Genomic DNA, 16290 nt, shown 5'->3' with positions numbered 1-16290 from the left:
GTCGGTGTGGGCCGGCCATGCGCTGGCACAGCAAAGCACCCTGGTCTGGCTGGCCAGCGGGGTGGGCATGTTCGTGATCGGCTGGGTGATCCAGTTCGTCGGCCATTACTACGAAGGGCGCAAGCCGGCCTTTGTCGACGATGTCTCGGGGCTGATCGTCGGGCCGTTGTTCGTGGTGGCGGAGCTGGCGTTTCTGCTGGGGCTGCGCCAGGCGCTCAAGCATGAGATCGAGGCGCGGGCGGGAGGGGTGCGGGTCAATCCGAAACGCGCGGCGGTGTAGATCGCTATCGCGGGCAAGTCGGATCGCCGCCCGCTCGCTCCTACAGATCGGCGTCGTTCGTAAATGTCGCGAACGACACGAACCTGTAGGAGCGGAGCTTGCTCGCGATGCTTTTGACGTTTAGATATTGGCGACTTTCTGCCAGACCTTGGGTTTGAAGAACAGCGTCTCGCCCTTGGCCAGCCCGACCAGGCTGTCATGGTCTTTCACCACTTCGGCCTCGATCAGCTCGCTCTGCCCTTCGACCTTCAAGGTCACCCGGGTGGTGGCGCCCAGCGGACGGATATCGCGCACTTCAGCAGCATGGTGATCGGCCAGTTCGGAGCGCGACAACGACACTTCGTGCGGGCGGAACAGCACATGGTGGTCCTCGCCCAGGTGCAGGCGGTTGGAGTCGCCGAGGAAGTGGTAGACAAAGTCGCTGGCCGGGTTCTCATACACCTCGCCCGGCGAGCCGATCTGCTCGATCACGCCCTTGTTCATCACCACGATGCGGTCGGCCACTTCCATGGCTTCCTCCTGGTCGTGGGTGACGAATACCGAGGTCAGGTTGATGTCTTCATGCAGGCGCGCCAGCCAGCGGCGCAGCTCCTTGCGCACCTTGGCATCCAGGGCGCCGAAGGGTTCGTCCAGCAGCAGCACTTTCGGCTCCACCGCCAGGGCGCGGGCCAGGGCGATCCGCTGGCGCTGGCCGCCGGACAGCTGCTCCGGATAGCGGTCGGCGAGCCAGTCCAGCTGCACCATGTTCAACAGCTCATGGACCTTCTCGGCGATCTTGCTTTCGCTCGGGCGCTGGTTCTTCGGCTTCATGCGCAGGCCGAAGGCGACGTTGTCGAACACGCTCATGTGGCGGAACAGCGCGTAATGCTGGAACACGAAACCGACGTTGCGATCGCGCACGTCGTGGCCGGAGACGTCCTCGCCGTGGAACACGATGCTGCCGGCGTCCGGGGTTTCCAGGCCGGCGATGATCCGCAGCAGGGTGGTCTTGCCGCAGCCGGACGGGCCCAGCAGCGCCACCAGCTCGCCGCTCTGGATGTCCAGGTTGATGCTGTTCAGGGCCTTGAAGGCGTTGAAGTTCTTGCTGACGTTACGGACTTCGATCGACATGATTCATTCCTCCGCGGCGCTGGCGCGCAGGCGGTTGATTCGGTTTTCGCTCCACTGCTTGAGCAGCAGGATGAAGAGCGCCAGGATCAGCAACAGGCTCGCGACGGCGAACGCGGCGACGTGGTTGTATTCGTTGTAGAGGATCTCGACGTGCAGCGGCAGGGTGTTGGTCACCCCGCGAATGTGCCCGGAAACCACCGATACCGCACCGAATTCCCCCATGGCCCGCGCGGTGCAGAGCACCACGCCGTAGATCAGGCCCCACTTGATGTTCGGCACGGTCACATGCCAGAACATCTGCCAGCCGTTGGCCCCCAGCAGCCGCGCGGCTTCCTCTTCCTGGGTGCCTTGCTCCTGCATCAGCGGGATCAGCTCACGGGCGACGAAGGGCACGGTGACGAAGATGGTCGCCAGGACGATGCCCGGCAGGGCGAACACGATCTGGATATCGTGATCCTGCAGCCACGGCCCGAACAGACCCTGGGCGCCGAACATCAGCACATAGACCAGGCCGGCGATCACCGGCGACACCGAGAACGGCAGGTCGATCAGGGTCACCAGGATGCTCTTGCCGCGGAAGGTGTATTTGCTCACGCACCAGGCAGCGCTAACGCCGAACACCAGGTTCAGCGGCACCGAGATCAGCACGGCGATCACCGTCAGCTTCAGGGCCGACAATGCGTCCGGCTCGAAGATCGCGGCGAAGAACGCGCCGAGGCCGAGCTTGAGCCCCTGGGACACCACGATGAACAGCGGCAGCAGCAGGAACAGGGCGAAGATCAGCCAGCCAAGGCCGATCAGGATGCGCCGCGAGGTGGCGCTGCCACGACGGTCGGCGTTGGCCGAGGAAGCGGCGGAAATGGACGATTGGGACATGCTTCGCGCCTCCTTAAGGTCGTTCGATGCGCCGCTGCAGCAGGTTGATCAGCAGCAACAGGACAAAGGAAACCACCAGCATCAACACGCCGATGGAGGTCGCGCCGGTGTAATCGTACTGGTCGAGCTTGACCATGATCAGCAGCGGCAGGATTTCGGTTTTCATCGGCATGTTGCCGGCGATAAAGATCACCGAGCCGTACTCGCCGACGCCCCGGGCAAAGGCCAGGGCAAAACCGGTCAGCCAGGCCGGCAACAGCGCCGGTACCAGGATGTGGCGGAACACCTGCCAGGGTTTGGCGCCAAGGCAGGCGGCGGCTTCTTCGACTTCCCGAGGAATGTCGGCCAGCACCGGCTGTACGGTGCGCACCACGAACGGCAGGGTGACGAAGGTCAGCGCCAGGGTGATGCCCAGCGGCGTGTAGGCGATCTTGAACCCCAGGTCGGTGGCGAACTGGCCGACCAGGCCGGTCGGCGCGTACAGCGCGGTCAGCGCGATACCGGCCACGGCGGTGGGCAGGGCGAACGGCAGGTCGATCATCGCGTCGATGATCTTGCGCCCGGGAAAGCTGTAGCGCACCAGCACCCAGGCCAGCAGCGTGCCGATCACGCCGTTGATGATCGCCGCGTACAGCGCCGTGCCGAAGCTCAGCTTGAGCGCGGCGAGTACCCGCGGAGCGGAGACAATGGCCCAGAACTGATCCCAGGTGAGTTGGGCGGCATGCACGAACATCGCCGCCAGGGGTATGAGCACAATCAGGCTGAGGTACACCAAGGTGTAGCCCAGCGTCAGCCCGAAGCCGGGTATGACGGGGGAGATACGACGCGACATAAAAGTCCTTGGTTAGCGGGTAGATACCATTGTAGGAGCGAGCTCGCTCGCGAAGAACTCAAGGGCACCGCGCTCATTCAGAATGTACGCGTCATCGTTGACGATCTTCGCGAGCAAGCTCGCTCCTACAGGTAGTGTTGCTTATTGCGCCTGGTAGATCTGGTCGAACACCCCGCCATCATTGAAGAATTTCGGTTGGGCAGTTTTCCAGCCGCCGAAGTCCTTGTCGATGGTCACCAGGTCCAGTTTCGGGAACTGCTGAGCGTATTTGGCCGCCACATCCTTGTCCCGCGGACGATAGAAGTTCTTCGCCGCGATTTCCTGGCCGGCCGGGCTGTACAGGTGCTTGAGGTAGGCCTCGGCGATCTCGGTGTTGCCCTTTTTCTCGGCGTTCTTGTCCACCACCGCCACTGGCGGCTCGGCGAGGATCGACAGCGAAGGCACCACGATGTCGAACTTGTCGGCACCGCCGTCTTCCTTCAATGCCAGGAAGGCTTCGTTTTCCCAGGCCAGCAACACATCACCCTGACCGTTGTTGACGAAGGTGATGGTCGAGCCGCGGGCGCCGGTATCCAGCACCGGTACGTGCTTGAACAGCTCCTTCACGTATTCCTGGGCCTTGGCTTCGCTGCCGCCGGCTTTCAGGCCATAGGCCCAGGCGGCGAGGAAGTTCCAGCGGGCGCCGCCGGAGGTTTTCGGGTTCGGCGTGATCACCGACACGTCTTTCTTGATCAGGTCGCCCCAGTCCTTGATGCCCTTGGGGTTGCCCTTGCGCACCAGGAACACGATGGTCGAGGTGTAGGGCGTGCTCGCATCCGGCAGGCGTTTTTGCCAGTCGGCCGGCAGGCTCTTGCCGAGCTTGGCGATTTCATCGATGTCGCCCGCCAGCGCCAGGGTCACCACGTCGGCGCGCAGGCCGTCGATCACCGCGCGGCCCTGCTTGCCCGAGCCACCGTGGGATTGCTGGATCTTGACGTTGTCGCCCGGGTGTTCCTTTTTCCAGAAACTCGTGAATTCGGTGTTGTAGTCCTGGTACAGCTCACGGGTCGGGTCGTACGACACGTTGAGCAATTCGTAATCCTTGGCAACGGCGGAACCGGCAAAAACGGCGCTGGCGAGGGCGGCCAGGGCATAACGGCGAATCGACGACATGATGGAGCTCCCGATTTTTTTAATGTGCTGGCATTTTTCTTATGGCGAATCAGGCCCGCATTCGTGGGCGAACGCTGGGGTTCAGGTTGGGGGTCATGGATGACGCCCTCCGGTGGTCCAGTCGGGCCTCTCGCGGCGAGAGGTAGTGCGAAATTCAGCTTGGTTTATTGCCAGGGTTTTGCAGGCGGAATTTTTCCTTGCGTTCGATCTGCACGACCTGGGCGTTGTGCACGGTGATTTCCACCGCGCCGAAACGCAGGTCGCGCAACGCGCTTTGAATCTCGCGCAAGATGGTTTGTTCGTCCTGGCCGTCAACGCTACGAAGAGATGCGCTCATGGTGTTGCTCCTGAATGAGATGTGCCTGGCAGTGGCGGCACTGCTTACGGCGTGAGGGCAATAGTAGATAGGCGCAGATATTCTTAAAAATACTATTTAAGAATGTTTATATAACCAGAAGAAATTATTTGAACTGACGCGGAGTTGCGTGGGAATCGGCGCTGATTGCAGCGCCAACTCGCCTCTTGTAGGAGCGAGGCTTGCCCGCGATGGCGGCCTGCCTGATACACCGCGGCGCCTTGATCGCGAGCAAGCTTCGCTCCTACAGAAGCTGCCGCAGGTCCTCCTACGTTCTCACGCGCGCCACGGCCGTCTCGGCCGATCGCAGCCTGCGGCAGCGGCTACAGGTGGAATCGATGCAAGTCCGGCAATCAGTGGATCTGCGGCACCCGGCCCCATTCCAGTTGCGTGGCCGGCACCGGGCGGCCGAACCAGTAGCCCTGGCCCAGGTCGCAGCCCTGGTCGAGGAGGAACCGCGCCTGTTCCACCTGTTCGATGCCTTCGGCGTGCACCTGCATGCCCATGCTCTGGGCCAGGGCGATGATCACCCGGGAGATCGCCGCGTCGTCTTCGTCCCACGGCAGGCCGGCGACAAAACCCTGGTCGATCTTCAGCTTCTGCACCGGCAGGCGCTTGAGCCGCAGCAGCGAGGAATAACCGGTGCCGAAGTCGTCGATGGCCAGGCGCAGCCCCAGTTCGCGCAGGCGATGCATCTGCTCCAGGGCGACTTCCGGGTCTTCCATCACCGCGCTTTCGGTGACCTCCAGCTCCAGGTAGGCCGGGTCGAGGCCGGTGTCGTGCAGCACCTGGGCCACCTGCTGGTACAGCTCACGGCGGGCGAACAGACGGCTGGAGACGTTCACCGCGACGAAGGACAACGCCATGCCCTCCGCCTGCCATTGGCACATCTGCCGACACGCCTGCTGCATGACCCAGGCATCGATCTCGGCGATCAGCCCGGTGCGTTCGGCAATCGGGATGAACTCGCCAGGCGGCACCAGGCCACGCTGTGGATGCTCCCAGCGCACCAGCGCCTCGACCCCGACCAGGCGGCTGCTGGCGAGGTCGTGCACCGGTTGGTAGAACACCCGCAGCTCCTGCTGCTCCAGGGCGCGGCGCAATTCGAAGGCAATCTCCACCCGTTGCTGGGCGTGGGCCGTCAGTTCCTCGGTGTACAGCGCGTAACTGTCGCGCCCGGCGCTCTTGGCCTTGAACAGCGCCGTGTCGGCATTGCGCAACAGTTGCTCGGCGCTCAGGGCGTCGCTGGGGAACAGGCTGATGCCGATGCTGGCATTGATGAACAGCTGATTCTCGTCCATCAGGAAAGGCTGCTTCACCCCGTCGATGATGCGTTGCGCCAGCACCGCGGCCTGCCCCGGCTGCGCGCAGCTCTCGACCAGCACGGCGAACTCGTCGCCGCCCAGCCGCGCCAGGGTGATGCCCGGGCCAAACATGCCTTGCAGGCGCTGGGCCACGGCCTTGAGCAGACGGTCGCCGACATTGTGCCCGAGGCTGTCGTTGATCATCTTGAAGTGATCCAGGTCGACCATCAGCAGCGCGCAGCCGCGCTTGTGGATCTGCGCCGACGCCAGGGCCTGCTCGGCACGGTCGGTGAACAGCAGGCGATTGGGCAGGTCGGTCAGCGGGTCGTGGTGCGCCAGGTGGGCCAGTTCGTGCTCGGAATCCTTGATCGCGCTGATGTCGGAGAACACCGCGACATAGTGGCTGAGCTGGCCATCGTCATCGCGGATGGCGCGGATGGTCTGCCACTGCGGGTAGATCTCGCCGCATTTGCGTCGGTTCCAGATCTCGCCGCTCCACTCGCCCGTGGTGTTCAGCGAATCGAACATGGCCTGGTAGAAATCCGCCGTGTGGTGCCCGGACTTGAACATGCTCGGCTGGCGGCCCAGCACCTCGTCGCGCTGATAGCCGGTGATCTCGATGAACGCGCGGTTCACATGGACGATCTGGCCCCGGCGATCGCTGACCAGCACCCCTTCGCGGGTGCAATCGAACACCGCGGCCGCCTGGCGCAGACGCTCGCGGTCCTCGCGCTGGTGGTGCAGCCAGGAGTCGGCACCCAGCAAACGCAACAGTCGCCCCCGTGCGATGAAGATCAGGACCGCGCTGACCAGCGCCCAGAGATACCCGTTGATCAGTTGCCAGCGCGCCAGATCGTTCGACTCATCGAAGAAACTGCTCAATAAATGACCACTGAACTGCAGCCACAACACAGACAACAAGAGGTAGAGCAGGGCTGCGCGCAAAGCGTCGCGAGAAGAAACCGACATAAGGTCGTCAATGTCCTTACGGAAAGCTAGGGATTATAGAGGAAGAAACATCTCGCCACTCTTATCTGAAAGGGCGACTGGTTTTCTCTGTGGGCTTGGTGATAATGCGACTGCTGTTTTTTTTTTATCGAGGGCCCTACAGCCTATGTGGTACGAAGGTTTTCTTGGCTTGTCGGCCTGGCAACTGGTGGCAGTCACCCTGTTAATGACTCACGTGACCATCGTTGCGGTCACGGTTTACCTGCATCGCTATTCAGCCCACCGCTCCCTGGAGCTCAACGCCGGCCTGAAACATTTCTTCCGCTTCTGGCTGTGGCTGACCACGGCGCAGAACACCCGCGAGTGGACCGCCATCCACCGCAAGCACCACGCCAAATGCGAAACTGCGGACGACCCCCACAGCCCGGTGATCAAGGGCCTGTCCACGGTGCTGCGCAAAGGCGCCGAGCTGTACCGCGAAGAAGCGAAAAACCCGGAAACCCTGCGCATCTACGGCAAGAACTGCCCGGACGACTGGATCGAACGCAACCTCTACTCGCGCTACAAGCTGGGCGGCGTGGCGCTGATGGCGGTGATCGACCTGCTGCTGTTCGGCACCATCGGCATCACCATCTGGGCGATCCAGATGATGTGGATCCCGTTCTGGGCCGCCGGGGTGATCAACGGCCTGGGCCACGCGGTCGGCTATCGCAATTTCGAATGCCGCGACGCGGCGACCAACCTGGTGCCCTGGGGCATCCTGGTCGGCGGCGAAGAGCTGCACAACAACCATCACACCTACCCCAACTCGGCCAAGCTGTCGGTGAAGAAGTGGGAATTCGACCTGGGCTGGGCCTGGATCAAGGTGTTCAGCTTCCTGCGCCTGGCCAAGGTGCAGCGTGTGGCGCCGATCGCCCACCGGGTCGAAGGCAAGGGCCACCTGGACATGGACACGGCGATGGCGATCCTCAACAACCGTTTCCAGATCATGGCGCAGTACCGCAAGCTGGTGATCGCACCGCTGGTCAAGCAGGAGCTGGACAAGGTCGATCACTCGGTGCGCCATCAGTTCCACCGCGCCAAGCGCCTGCTGTCGCGGGAGACCAGCCTGCTGGAAGAGCGTCACCATGCGCGCATCCAGAACATGCTGGAGCACAGCCAGGCCCTGAAAGTGATCTACGAAAAACGCTTGGCGCTGCAGCAGATCTGGGCCAAGACCAGCTCCAACGGCCACGACATGCTGGCGGCGATCAAGGACTGGGTCCACGAAGCCGAGGCCAGCGGGATCCAATCGCTGCGCGACTTCGCCAGCCAGTTGAAAACCTACTCGCTGCGCCCTGCCACCGCCTGACGCTGGCCCGATCACCCGCCACGGCAAGCTCAGCTGCCGTGGCCGGTGGGCTTCGCTACCCTCGCCGTCCCCTGAGTTCCAGCCCGTCATCCGCGGCACCGTGACCGCCCAGCGGCTGCCGGCACCCAGACCACGGAAACCGGGAACTTCGTCGCCAATCCCCTATCTCAAGCAACACTTCGCCATCCAGGCGGGCTTTCTGTGGCCGCTTCGTTTCCCGAGCGGCATGCGCTTTGAGATCGGTGCCGATGGTCAACAAGAACCCACAACTCCCATCCGCTTTGCCCCAGTGGCCCGAGGCCGCGCAAACCCTGATGGCGCTGATGCACGCCCAGGGCGAGGTAGCCCGGCTGACGGAACGCGAACAGCTGTTCAGCTCGTTGCTGGTCAGCGTCAATGCCGTGCTCTGGGCCTTCGACTGGGAAGCCCGCCAGGTGCTGTATGTCAGCCCGGCGTATGAACGCATCTTCGGCCGCTCCGCCGGCCTGCTGCTGGCCGACGCCAACGAATGGCGCGACAGCGTCTACCCCGACGACCTCGAATACGCCGAGCGGACCCTGGCCCAGGTACTGGAGAAAGGCGCGGTGGAAGACCGCGAATACCGCATCATCGATGCCCAGGGCCAGGTCCGCTGGCTCAGCGACAAGTGCTTCATCAATCGCAATGCCGCCCCCGGGGACCGAGTGATCATCGTCGGCCTCGCCGAGGACATCACCGAGAAAAAGCACCTGGAAACCGAGCTGCAACGCCTGGCCACTACCGACGTGCTGACCCAGAGCAGCAACCGCCGGCACTTCTTCGAATGCGCCAACCGCGAATTCGAGCAGGCGCGCCAGCAAGGCACGCCGCTGGCCTTCCTGTTGCTGGATATCGATGATTTCAAGGTGGTCAACGACACCTACGGCCACCCCGAGGGCGACAACGTCCTGCAACGCATCGCCGAGACCGGCCGCGCCACCCTGCGCCGTGGCGATCTGTTCGGGCGTATCGGCGGCGAGGAGTTCGCCGCCCTCTTCCCCGGCTGCGTCCCGGACATGGCACGCCAGGTTGCCGAACGCCTGCAGCGGGAAATCCAGCGCCTGACCTTCAGCCATGCCGAGGGACAGTTCAGCATCACCGTCAGCCAGGGCCTGACCAGCCTCACCGCCGACGACGAAAAACTCGACAGCCTCTTCGCCCGCGCCGACGCGGCGATGTACGAGGCCAAGCGCCAGGGCAAGAACCGGATCGTTTCGGGGTAGACGACCTCACGGGAACTCCGTAGCCGCTGCCGAGCGTCAGCGAGGCTGCGCTCGAGGACGAAGTCCTCGCAAAACCTGAACTCACGTTTTGTCAGGAAGAACTTTACGGCTGCTTCGCAGCCGATCGCAGCCTCGCGGGGCTCGGCAGCGGCTACAGATGTGCTGCGCCAGCCGCTGGTCGGGGTATCAGCTTTTACGCAGCCGGGTCAGCTCCGGCAGGCCAATCTTGAGCAGGCGCGCGGTCTTGCTGTTGGCCAGCTCTTCGAGGCCCTCGGACGGTTGCAGGCGCGCGAGCTGGGCGGAGAGGTTCATCACCAGGGCCTCGCGGGAATAAACCCCGCCACCGAGCTGATAGGCCGAGGCAATCAGCTCGCGCAGCTCCAGCGGCAGGCGCCAGCGGGTGCGCAGGGCCGAACCGTAGGCCGCGCCGAACTGTTCCAGGGCATCGCCGATCTCTTCCATGTCGTCCAGCGCGCCACCGGCCTGTTTCCACTCTTGCAGGCAACGCAGCAGCGCCAGGTCTCCCAGGCGATGCAGCATGCCGGCGCAATAGCAGCGTTCCTGGTCCAGATCCAGCAAGCGGGCCAGGGTCCGGCCGTATTCCGCGGTGTGCAACGACAGCTCCCAGTAACGCTCGGCGTAATCGCCCAGGGCCGGGTCGCTCAGGCGCGCGCTGCGCTTGAGCGCCAGGCCGAGAATCAGGTTCATGCTCTGCCCGGTACCCAATCGATGCAGGGCCTGGGCCAGGGTCTGCACGGCGCTGCCATGGTGCTGGGCGGCGCTGTTGGCCGCAGCGATCAGCACCGCGGTGATCTGCGGGTCGGTACGCACCTCTTCTTCCAGCAGCTTGAGGTCGAGGCCGTTGGGGTTGAGGCTGCGTTTCACCGCCAGCTGCACATCGGCGAGCAACGGCGCGCCGTCGGCCAGCTCGCGACGGCGCTCGAGAAAGGTCCACAGGGTCATGCCCGGCGCCAGGGTCGGAACCTCGCACGAGACTTCCTGGCCAGCGTCCAGCAGCAGGTCCTGCAGGCGCTGGGTCAGGCCTTCCATGTTCAGCGGCTTGGTCAGGTAGGCCGTCGGCGCCAGCGGCAGGGCTTCGCGCACGCTGGCACTGTCGTTGCGGGTGCTCATGAGGATAAAAGGCAGCACCGGGTTGCGCTTGCGCTGGCGCACGCTGCGCAGCAGGCCGAGGCCGTCGACGCCGGGCAACTCCCAGTCGGCGATCACCAGGTCATAGGGGTTTTCGGCCAGCAATTGCAGGGCTTCCTGACCGTCGGCGCACACATCCAGCCGCGCGTCGCAACGTACACTCAACAACACTTGCTTGAGCAAATCGCGAGACCAAGGGTCCGCCTCGGCAATCAACACTCGCGGTACAGCGGGTAAATCCACAGCAGTCATGCAACACGCTCCCTGGGCAATCCCTTGCACCTTAGTCAATGCCGAGGCTTCCATACAGCGCAAATGCACCGCGCAGCCTCGATCGGCACAAAAAAACCCGCCGAAGCGGGTCTTTTTGTCGATCGGGTCACAGGCGGGATCAGAGCTCGGAGAAGCACTCTTCGATGATCGCCAGGCCCTTGTCCAGTTGCTCGTCCGGCGAGGTCAGCGGAACCAGCACGCGCAGGACGTTGCCGTAGGTGCCGCAGGACAGCAGGATCAGGCCCTTGTCGCGCGCCTTGGCGACAACCTGTGCCACGGCGGCAGCGTTCGGCTTGTGGCTGTCGCCGTTCTCGAACAGCTCGACCGCGATCATCGCGCCCAGGGCACGCACGTCGCCAATCACCGGGTACTTGGCCTGGATGGCCTTGAGGCCGGTCACCAGACGCTCGCCGACCGCCTTGCAACGGTCCAGCAGGTGCTCTTCCTCGAACACTTCCATCACGGCCAGGGCCGCGGCGCAAGCGATCGGGCTACCGGCGTAGGTGCCGCCCAGGCCGCCTGGTGCGATGGCGTCCATGTATTCGGCCTTGCCGCAGACACCGGCCAGCGGGAAGCCGCCGGCGATGGACTTGGCGAAGGTGGTCAGGTCGGCGGCAACGCCCATCTGCTCCATGGCGAAGAAGGTGCCGGTACGGCCAGCGCCGGTCTGCACTTCGTCGGCGATCAGCAGGATGCCGTGCTGGTCGCACAGGGCACGCAGACGCTTCATGAACTCTTTAGGCGCGACGTAGAAACCGCCTTCGCCCTGTACCGGCTCGATGATGATCGCGGCGATGTCACGTGGCTCGGCATCGTTCTTGAAGATGCGCTCGATGCTGGCGATCGAATCGTCGATGCTCACACCGTGCAGCTCGTTCGGGTACAGCGCGCGGAAGATGCCGCCTGGCATCAGGCCCATGCCGGCCGAGTAAGGCACGACCTTGCCGGTCAGGCCCAGGGTCATCATGGTGCGGCCATGGTAGGCGCCGGTGAAGGCGATCACGCCGGCGCGGCCAGTGGCGGCACGGGCGATCTTCACCGAGTTTTCCACGGCTTCGGAACCGGTGGTCACCAGCAGGGTTTTCTTGGCGAAATCGCCCGGCACCTTGGCGTTCACTTTTTCGCACAGTTCCACGTAAGGCTCGTAGGCCAGGACCTGGAAGCAGGTGTGGGTCAGCTTGTTCAGCTGCTCGGTCACCGCGGCGATGACTTTCGGATGCAGGTGGCCGGTGTTGAGCACGGCGATACCGCCGGCGAAGTCGATGAACTCGCGACCTTCAACGTCGGTTACCGTGGCGTTCTTCGCGGAATCGGCGAAGATCGGGTGAATCTGGCCTACACCGCGCGGTACGGCGGCTTCACGGCGTTTCATCAGGGATGCGTTGGTCTTGCTCATAGTGTCCTCATTCGCCGCTCATCGGTCGGCGTGGTTCAAGGATGACGTGGCGGGGAGGCAACCGCGGCAGCATGCGATGATCGACTGCCCCGGCTATCCCGGCCACTACTCAAATAGCGTTTGCAGCACGCCAGGGGACAGCGCTCTCGTGCCCCTGGCGTTTAAAACCATGCCTTGGCGCGGGTATCAGATGCCCAGGCAGAGGTATTTGATTTCCAGGTAATCCTCGATGCCGTACTTGGAGCCTTCACGGCCCAGGCCCGAGGCCTTGATGCCGCCGAACGGCGCGACTTCGTTGGAGATCAACCCGGTGTTGACGCCGACCATGCCGTATTCCAGGGCTTCGGCCACACGGAACACACGGCCCAGGTCGCGAGCGTAGAAGTACGAGGCCAGGCCGAACTCGGTGTCGTTGGACATGGCGATCACTTCGGCTTCGTCCTTGAAACGGAACAGCGGCGCCAGCGGACCGAAGGTTTCTTCCTTGGCCACGGCCGCGTCTTTCGACACGTTGACCAGGATGGTCGGCTCGAAGAAGTTGCCTTCCATCGGCTTGCCGCCGGCCAGCAGGGTCGCGCCTTTGCCCAGGGCGTCGGCGATGTGTTCCTGGACCTTGGCCACGGCTTTTTCGTCGATCAAAGGACCGGTGGTGGTGCCTTCTTCCAGGCCGTTGCCGATCTTCAGCTTGGCCACCGCGGCCTTGAGCTTCTCGGCGAAGGCGTCGTAGACCGAATCCTGGATGTACAGGCGGTTGGCGCAGACGCAGGTCTGGCCGTTGTTGCGGTACTTGGAGATGATCGCGCCTTCGACGGCCTTATCCAGGTCCGCGTCGTCGAACACGATGAACGGAGCGTTGCCGCCCAGCTCCAGGGAGACTTTCTTGATGTCCTTGGCGCATTCGGCCATCAGCTGGCGACCGATTTCGGTCGAGCCGGTGAAGGACAGCTTGCGCACGATCGGGTTGCTGGTCAGCTCGCCGCCGATGTCGCCGGCGCTGCCGGTGACCACGCTGAGCACGCCTTTCGGGATGCCGGCGCGGTGCGCCAGCTCGACCAGGGCCAGGGCGGAGAACGGGGTCTGCGAAGCCGGCTTGATCACCATGGTGCAGCCAGCGGCCAGGGCCGGGCCGGCTTTACGGGTGATCATCGCCGCCGGGAAGTTCCACGGGGTGATGGCCGCGGTCACACCGATCGGCTGCTTGATCACGATCAGGCGCTTGTCCGGCTGGTGGCCGGGAATCACGTCGCCGTAGATGCGCTTGGCTTCTTCGGCGAACCATTCGATGAAGGAGGCGGCGTAGGCGATTTCGCCCTTGGCTTCGGCCAGTGGCTTGCCCTGCTCCAGGGTCATCAGGCGACCGAGGTCGTCCTGGTTTTCGATCAGCAGCTCATACCAGCGACGCAGCTTGGTCGCCCGCTCCTTGGCGGTCAGCGCGCGCCAGGCCGGCAGGGCCTTGTCGGCGGCTTCGATGGCACGGCGGGTTTCAGCCGCGCCCATCTTCGGCACGGTGCCGAGGATTTCGCCCGTTGCCGGGTTGTTCACTTTGATGGTCTGGCCGTTATCCGCGTCGACCCAAGCCCCATCGATGAAGGCTTGCTGGCGGAACAACTGGGCGTCTTTAAGCTGCATGTCGGTTTCCTTAACAGCACCGCGCGGGGCGGAGCGAATTGTGATTGTTGAAAGGCGCCTTGACAGGCTGCCGTCAGGAAAAACTGTTACCGGGCTCAAGCACAGAAATAGCGCCTATCAGAATAGACGGGCGGGTCGGCTCTCAGACAAGAGCGTTTGAAATCTCAAACGAATCCTAGGGTCAACCGGGGGACAGGGCAATAGGCTGTTCGAAAAAAAGAACGAAAACGCCGCTTTGGCAGAATCTTTCGGATCAACGACACCGCCCCGGCGGTTGGGGGCAGACGCCCCCTGTGGGAGCGAGCTTGCTCGCGATGGCGGCCTGACGGTCGACATGGGTGTCGAATGGGCGTCCTTTATCGCGAGCACGCTCGCTCCTACAGGGGATTGGGGTTGGGCTGACGTTGCGCAAACGCAAAAAACCCCGCAGCCGGAAGGCTGCGGGGTTTTCTCAGGGCCAGGTCTTAAGTGAACGACTTGAGCACTGTCAGCAGGCTGGTGAGGTTGTCGCCCACACCGCCCTGGGCCACTTTTTCGGTAGCCGAGGCGCCGGCGGTGGTGTCGACACTGTAGATCTGCATCACGCCCTGGTTGGTGGCCGCCTGGGCCAGGGTGTTTTGCTGTTGCTGGGCCGAGACCGAGTTCTGGAACAGGATCGCTACGGATTGCCCCATTGACTGGTAGATGGTGCCCATCGACATGGCCGGCGCTTCGGCCACGACCTTGACGTTGGTCTGGGTGACGGCATCGGTGATTTGCGGACTGACTGTACTCATAGATGAAACTCCTTATTAAGAAAGAACAACTTCCGTTAGCGTTCGCCCGATCAAGGGTTGAACGACTTGAGGATCGTCAGCAGGCTGGTCAGGTTATCGGCCACGCCGCCCTGGGCGACTTTTTCGGTCGCCGCCGCGCCGGCGGTGGTATCGACGCTGTAGATCTGCATCACGCCCTGGTTGGTGGCCGCCTGGGCCAGGGTGTTTTGCTGCTGCTGCGCAGAAACGGAGTTCTGGAACAGGATCGCCGTGGCCTGGGCCATGGACTGGTAGATGGTGCTCATGGCCATCGCTGGCGCTTCAGCCACCACTTTGACGTTGGTCTGAGTGACCGCGTCGGTAATTTGCTCGTTGACTAATGGCATGGTTCAACTTCCTTTGTTAGTACACGGCGGGTTCCGTGTTAATCAATGAACGTGGCAAAACACAGGCTGTGAACACGCAAACGCTCAATGCTCCGCCGGGGCGCCGGCTGGCTGGCCGAGACGGGAAATCACCGCCTCGACCTGCTCGACCAGCCCCTGCATCCGCGCCTGGACGGCCGCATTGACAGCCTGCTGGATCAGCTCGGTCTGCTCGGGCGTCAGCGCCTGCGCGGGCTTGGCGCCCGCCTCGGCGGCAGCCGCCTGTTGCTTGGCCGCCAGCCACTGGCGAATCACCGCTTCGCGCTGCTGGGCGCTCTGCTGCAGCGCGCCTTCGCTGGCCTTGGCCTGCGCCATCAACTCGCTGGTGCGCTGTTTCTCGTTGTCGATCAGGTGCTGGGTCTGGGTGAGCACCTGGTCGATGACACCCGTCTGCGGCTGACTGCGCATCCAGGCTTCGAGAATCTGCTTTTCACCCGCGGACAGGCTCAGGTTGAGCGCGTCGGCCAATTGGTAGAGACCCGCGAGCGAGTCCTGGTTTTCCTGGGGCATCTGGATGTCCTCCTTCAGACACGGAGCCGCGCCGCTAAAGCCGCACCTCGATGCCGTCCTGCCAGAAACCGGCGAAGTAGAACTTGCCGTCGCTGTCGCAGGACGAGGCCAGGTCCCAGGGGGTCATGGCGGTGGGACGGGTATCGAAGACCGCGGGCGGCGGTGGCAGCAGGTTGGCGTTGTTGTAGAGGTTGCCGACCTCGTAGCTGTTGGCGACGAATTGCGAACAGAACGAGACGTTGCCGATCGCCACCGACTCGTTGATCCGCGCCTGCAGCTCGGGGGTGAACGGGGTGCGTTTGAACACCGACAACGCCGCGTTCCATACGCTATAGCGGCCACTGATCTGGGTACTGCCGACGTCGCCGTTGAATTGCTCGGCGGCCACCACGGCGGCCCGGGCAAGATCGTCGTCACCGCAGGAATAGACCATCGCCGAGCGCTTGACCGCCTCGCTCGACAGATCGGTCATCTGGATGCCACTGCCGACGCTTTCGATCACACAGGTATCGCTGATCGCGATGGCCGCGTGCACCACGGGCACATTCGGCGAACCGTCGCCGAACATCTTGGCCTTGATCCACTGCCCCGCGCGAATGAACGCGCGGGGAATGCTGGTGGACAGCTTGTCGTCCACTTGGGCTACTGAAAAAACAATATCTCCAGGCTGCATGATGTCGCTCCTCATTGAAGAAAAGTGCGTG

At 63.4% G+C, this 16290-nt stretch carries 16 protein-coding genes; 3 read left to right on the top strand and 13 right to left on the bottom strand.

All coding sequences use genetic code 11. The features are described 5' to 3' along the window. Positions 1-280, top strand: a 280-nt coding sequence (locus DK261_RS33300; RefSeq protein ID WP_218278165.1) for an Mpo1-like protein, incomplete at its 5' end; no start/stop codon positions are given. Positions 281-400: 120 nt separating this feature from the next. Here DK261_RS33300 and DK261_RS02785 read toward each other — a convergent pair. From DK261_RS02785 to dibA, 6 genes are all read right to left on the bottom strand, one after another. Then, the gene (locus DK261_RS02785) at positions 401-1390 is read right to left on the bottom strand and encodes a sulfate/molybdate ABC transporter ATP-binding protein (protein ID WP_007921524.1); all 990 of its coding nucleotides are present in this window, start codon (positions 1388-1390) and stop codon (positions 401-403) included. A 3-nt stretch (positions 1391-1393) separates the two neighbouring features. Next, a complete protein-coding gene (gene cysW / locus DK261_RS02780) occupies positions 1394-2266 on the bottom strand; it encodes a sulfate ABC transporter permease subunit CysW (protein WP_007921522.1) in 873 nt (290 codons plus the stop codon). 13 nt (positions 2267-2279) lie between these two features. Next, positions 2280-3098: a sulfate ABC transporter permease subunit CysT gene (gene cysT, locus DK261_RS02775; RefSeq protein ID WP_007921521.1), complete on the bottom strand. Its 819-nt coding sequence runs from the start codon at positions 3096-3098 to the stop codon at positions 2280-2282. 141 nt (positions 3099-3239) lie between these two features. Beyond that, on the bottom strand, positions 3240-4250 hold the full coding sequence (locus DK261_RS02770; RefSeq protein ID WP_016705023.1) for a sulfate ABC transporter substrate-binding protein: 1011 nt from the start codon (positions 4248-4250) through the stop codon (positions 3240-3242). A gap of 154 nt (positions 4251-4404) precedes the next feature. After that, the gene (gene oscA / locus DK261_RS02765; protein ID WP_009041629.1) at positions 4405-4587 is read right to left on the bottom strand and encodes a sulfur starvation response protein OscA; all 183 of its coding nucleotides are present in this window, start codon (positions 4585-4587) and stop codon (positions 4405-4407) included. A gap of 371 nt (positions 4588-4958) precedes the next feature. After that, positions 4959-6878 carry a phosphodiesterase DibA gene (gene dibA, locus DK261_RS02760; protein WP_009046388.1) on the bottom strand — a complete coding sequence of 640 codons (1920 nt, stop codon included), beginning with the start codon at positions 6876-6878 and terminating at the stop codon, positions 4959-4961. A 145-nt stretch (positions 6879-7023) separates the two neighbouring features. Between dibA and desA the strand changes: the two genes are divergently transcribed. Together desA and DK261_RS02750 are read left to right on the top strand one after the other, a co-directional pair. After that, the gene (desA, locus tag DK261_RS02755; protein WP_009046387.1) at positions 7024-8208 is read left to right on the top strand and encodes a delta-9 fatty acid desaturase DesA; all 1185 of its coding nucleotides are present in this window, start codon (positions 7024-7026) and stop codon (positions 8206-8208) included. Positions 8209-8456: 248 nt separating this feature from the next. Then, positions 8457-9449 (top strand): sensor domain-containing diguanylate cyclase, encoded by a 993-nt coding sequence (locus DK261_RS02750; protein ID WP_110175265.1) that lies wholly within the window; start codon positions 8457-8459, stop codon positions 9447-9449. A gap of 186 nt (positions 9450-9635) precedes the next feature. On the opposite strand, the gene DK261_RS02745 is transcribed toward DK261_RS02750, so the two are convergent. From DK261_RS02745 to DK261_RS02715, 7 genes are all read right to left on the bottom strand, one after another. After that, positions 9636-10850, bottom strand: a complete 1215-nt coding sequence (locus DK261_RS02745; protein WP_009046385.1) for a response regulator — start codon at positions 10848-10850, stop codon at positions 9636-9638. A 139-nt stretch (positions 10851-10989) separates the two neighbouring features. Beyond that, positions 10990-12267 (bottom strand): 4-aminobutyrate--2-oxoglutarate transaminase, encoded by a 1278-nt coding sequence (gabT, locus tag DK261_RS02740; RefSeq protein ID WP_009046384.1) that lies wholly within the window; start codon positions 12265-12267, stop codon positions 10990-10992. 186 nt (positions 12268-12453) lie between these two features. Further along, entirely contained in the window at positions 12454-13896 is a 1443-nt protein-coding gene (gabD, locus tag DK261_RS02735; RefSeq protein WP_009046383.1) for an NADP-dependent succinate-semialdehyde dehydrogenase, read from the bottom strand. A 464-nt stretch (positions 13897-14360) separates the two neighbouring features. Next, complete coding sequence (locus tag DK261_RS02730) at positions 14361-14672, bottom strand: RebB family R body protein (RefSeq protein ID WP_009046382.1); 312 nt, start codon at positions 14670-14672, stop codon at positions 14361-14363. A 50-nt stretch (positions 14673-14722) separates the two neighbouring features. Next, on the bottom strand, positions 14723-15037 hold the full coding sequence (locus DK261_RS02725; protein ID WP_009046381.1) for a RebB family R body protein: 315 nt from the start codon (positions 15035-15037) through the stop codon (positions 14723-14725). Positions 15038-15121: 84 nt separating this feature from the next. Then, positions 15122-15586: a hypothetical protein gene (locus DK261_RS02720; RefSeq protein WP_009046380.1), complete on the bottom strand. Its 465-nt coding sequence runs from the start codon at positions 15584-15586 to the stop codon at positions 15122-15124. Between the two features lie 34 nt (positions 15587-15620). Then, positions 15621-16259 carry a hypothetical protein gene (locus DK261_RS02715; protein WP_009046379.1) on the bottom strand — a complete coding sequence of 213 codons (639 nt, stop codon included), beginning with the start codon at positions 16257-16259 and terminating at the stop codon, positions 15621-15623. Positions 16260-16290: the final 31 nt, after the last annotated feature.

Source organism: Pseudomonas sp. RW409, assembly GCF_003184125.1.
GTDB classification, from domain to species: Bacteria; Pseudomonadota; Gammaproteobacteria; order Pseudomonadales; family Pseudomonadaceae; genus Aquipseudomonas; species Aquipseudomonas chlororaphis_I.
Note: the sequence above shows the minus strand (reverse complement) of the source record. Positions and strands in the feature narration are given on the sequence as shown.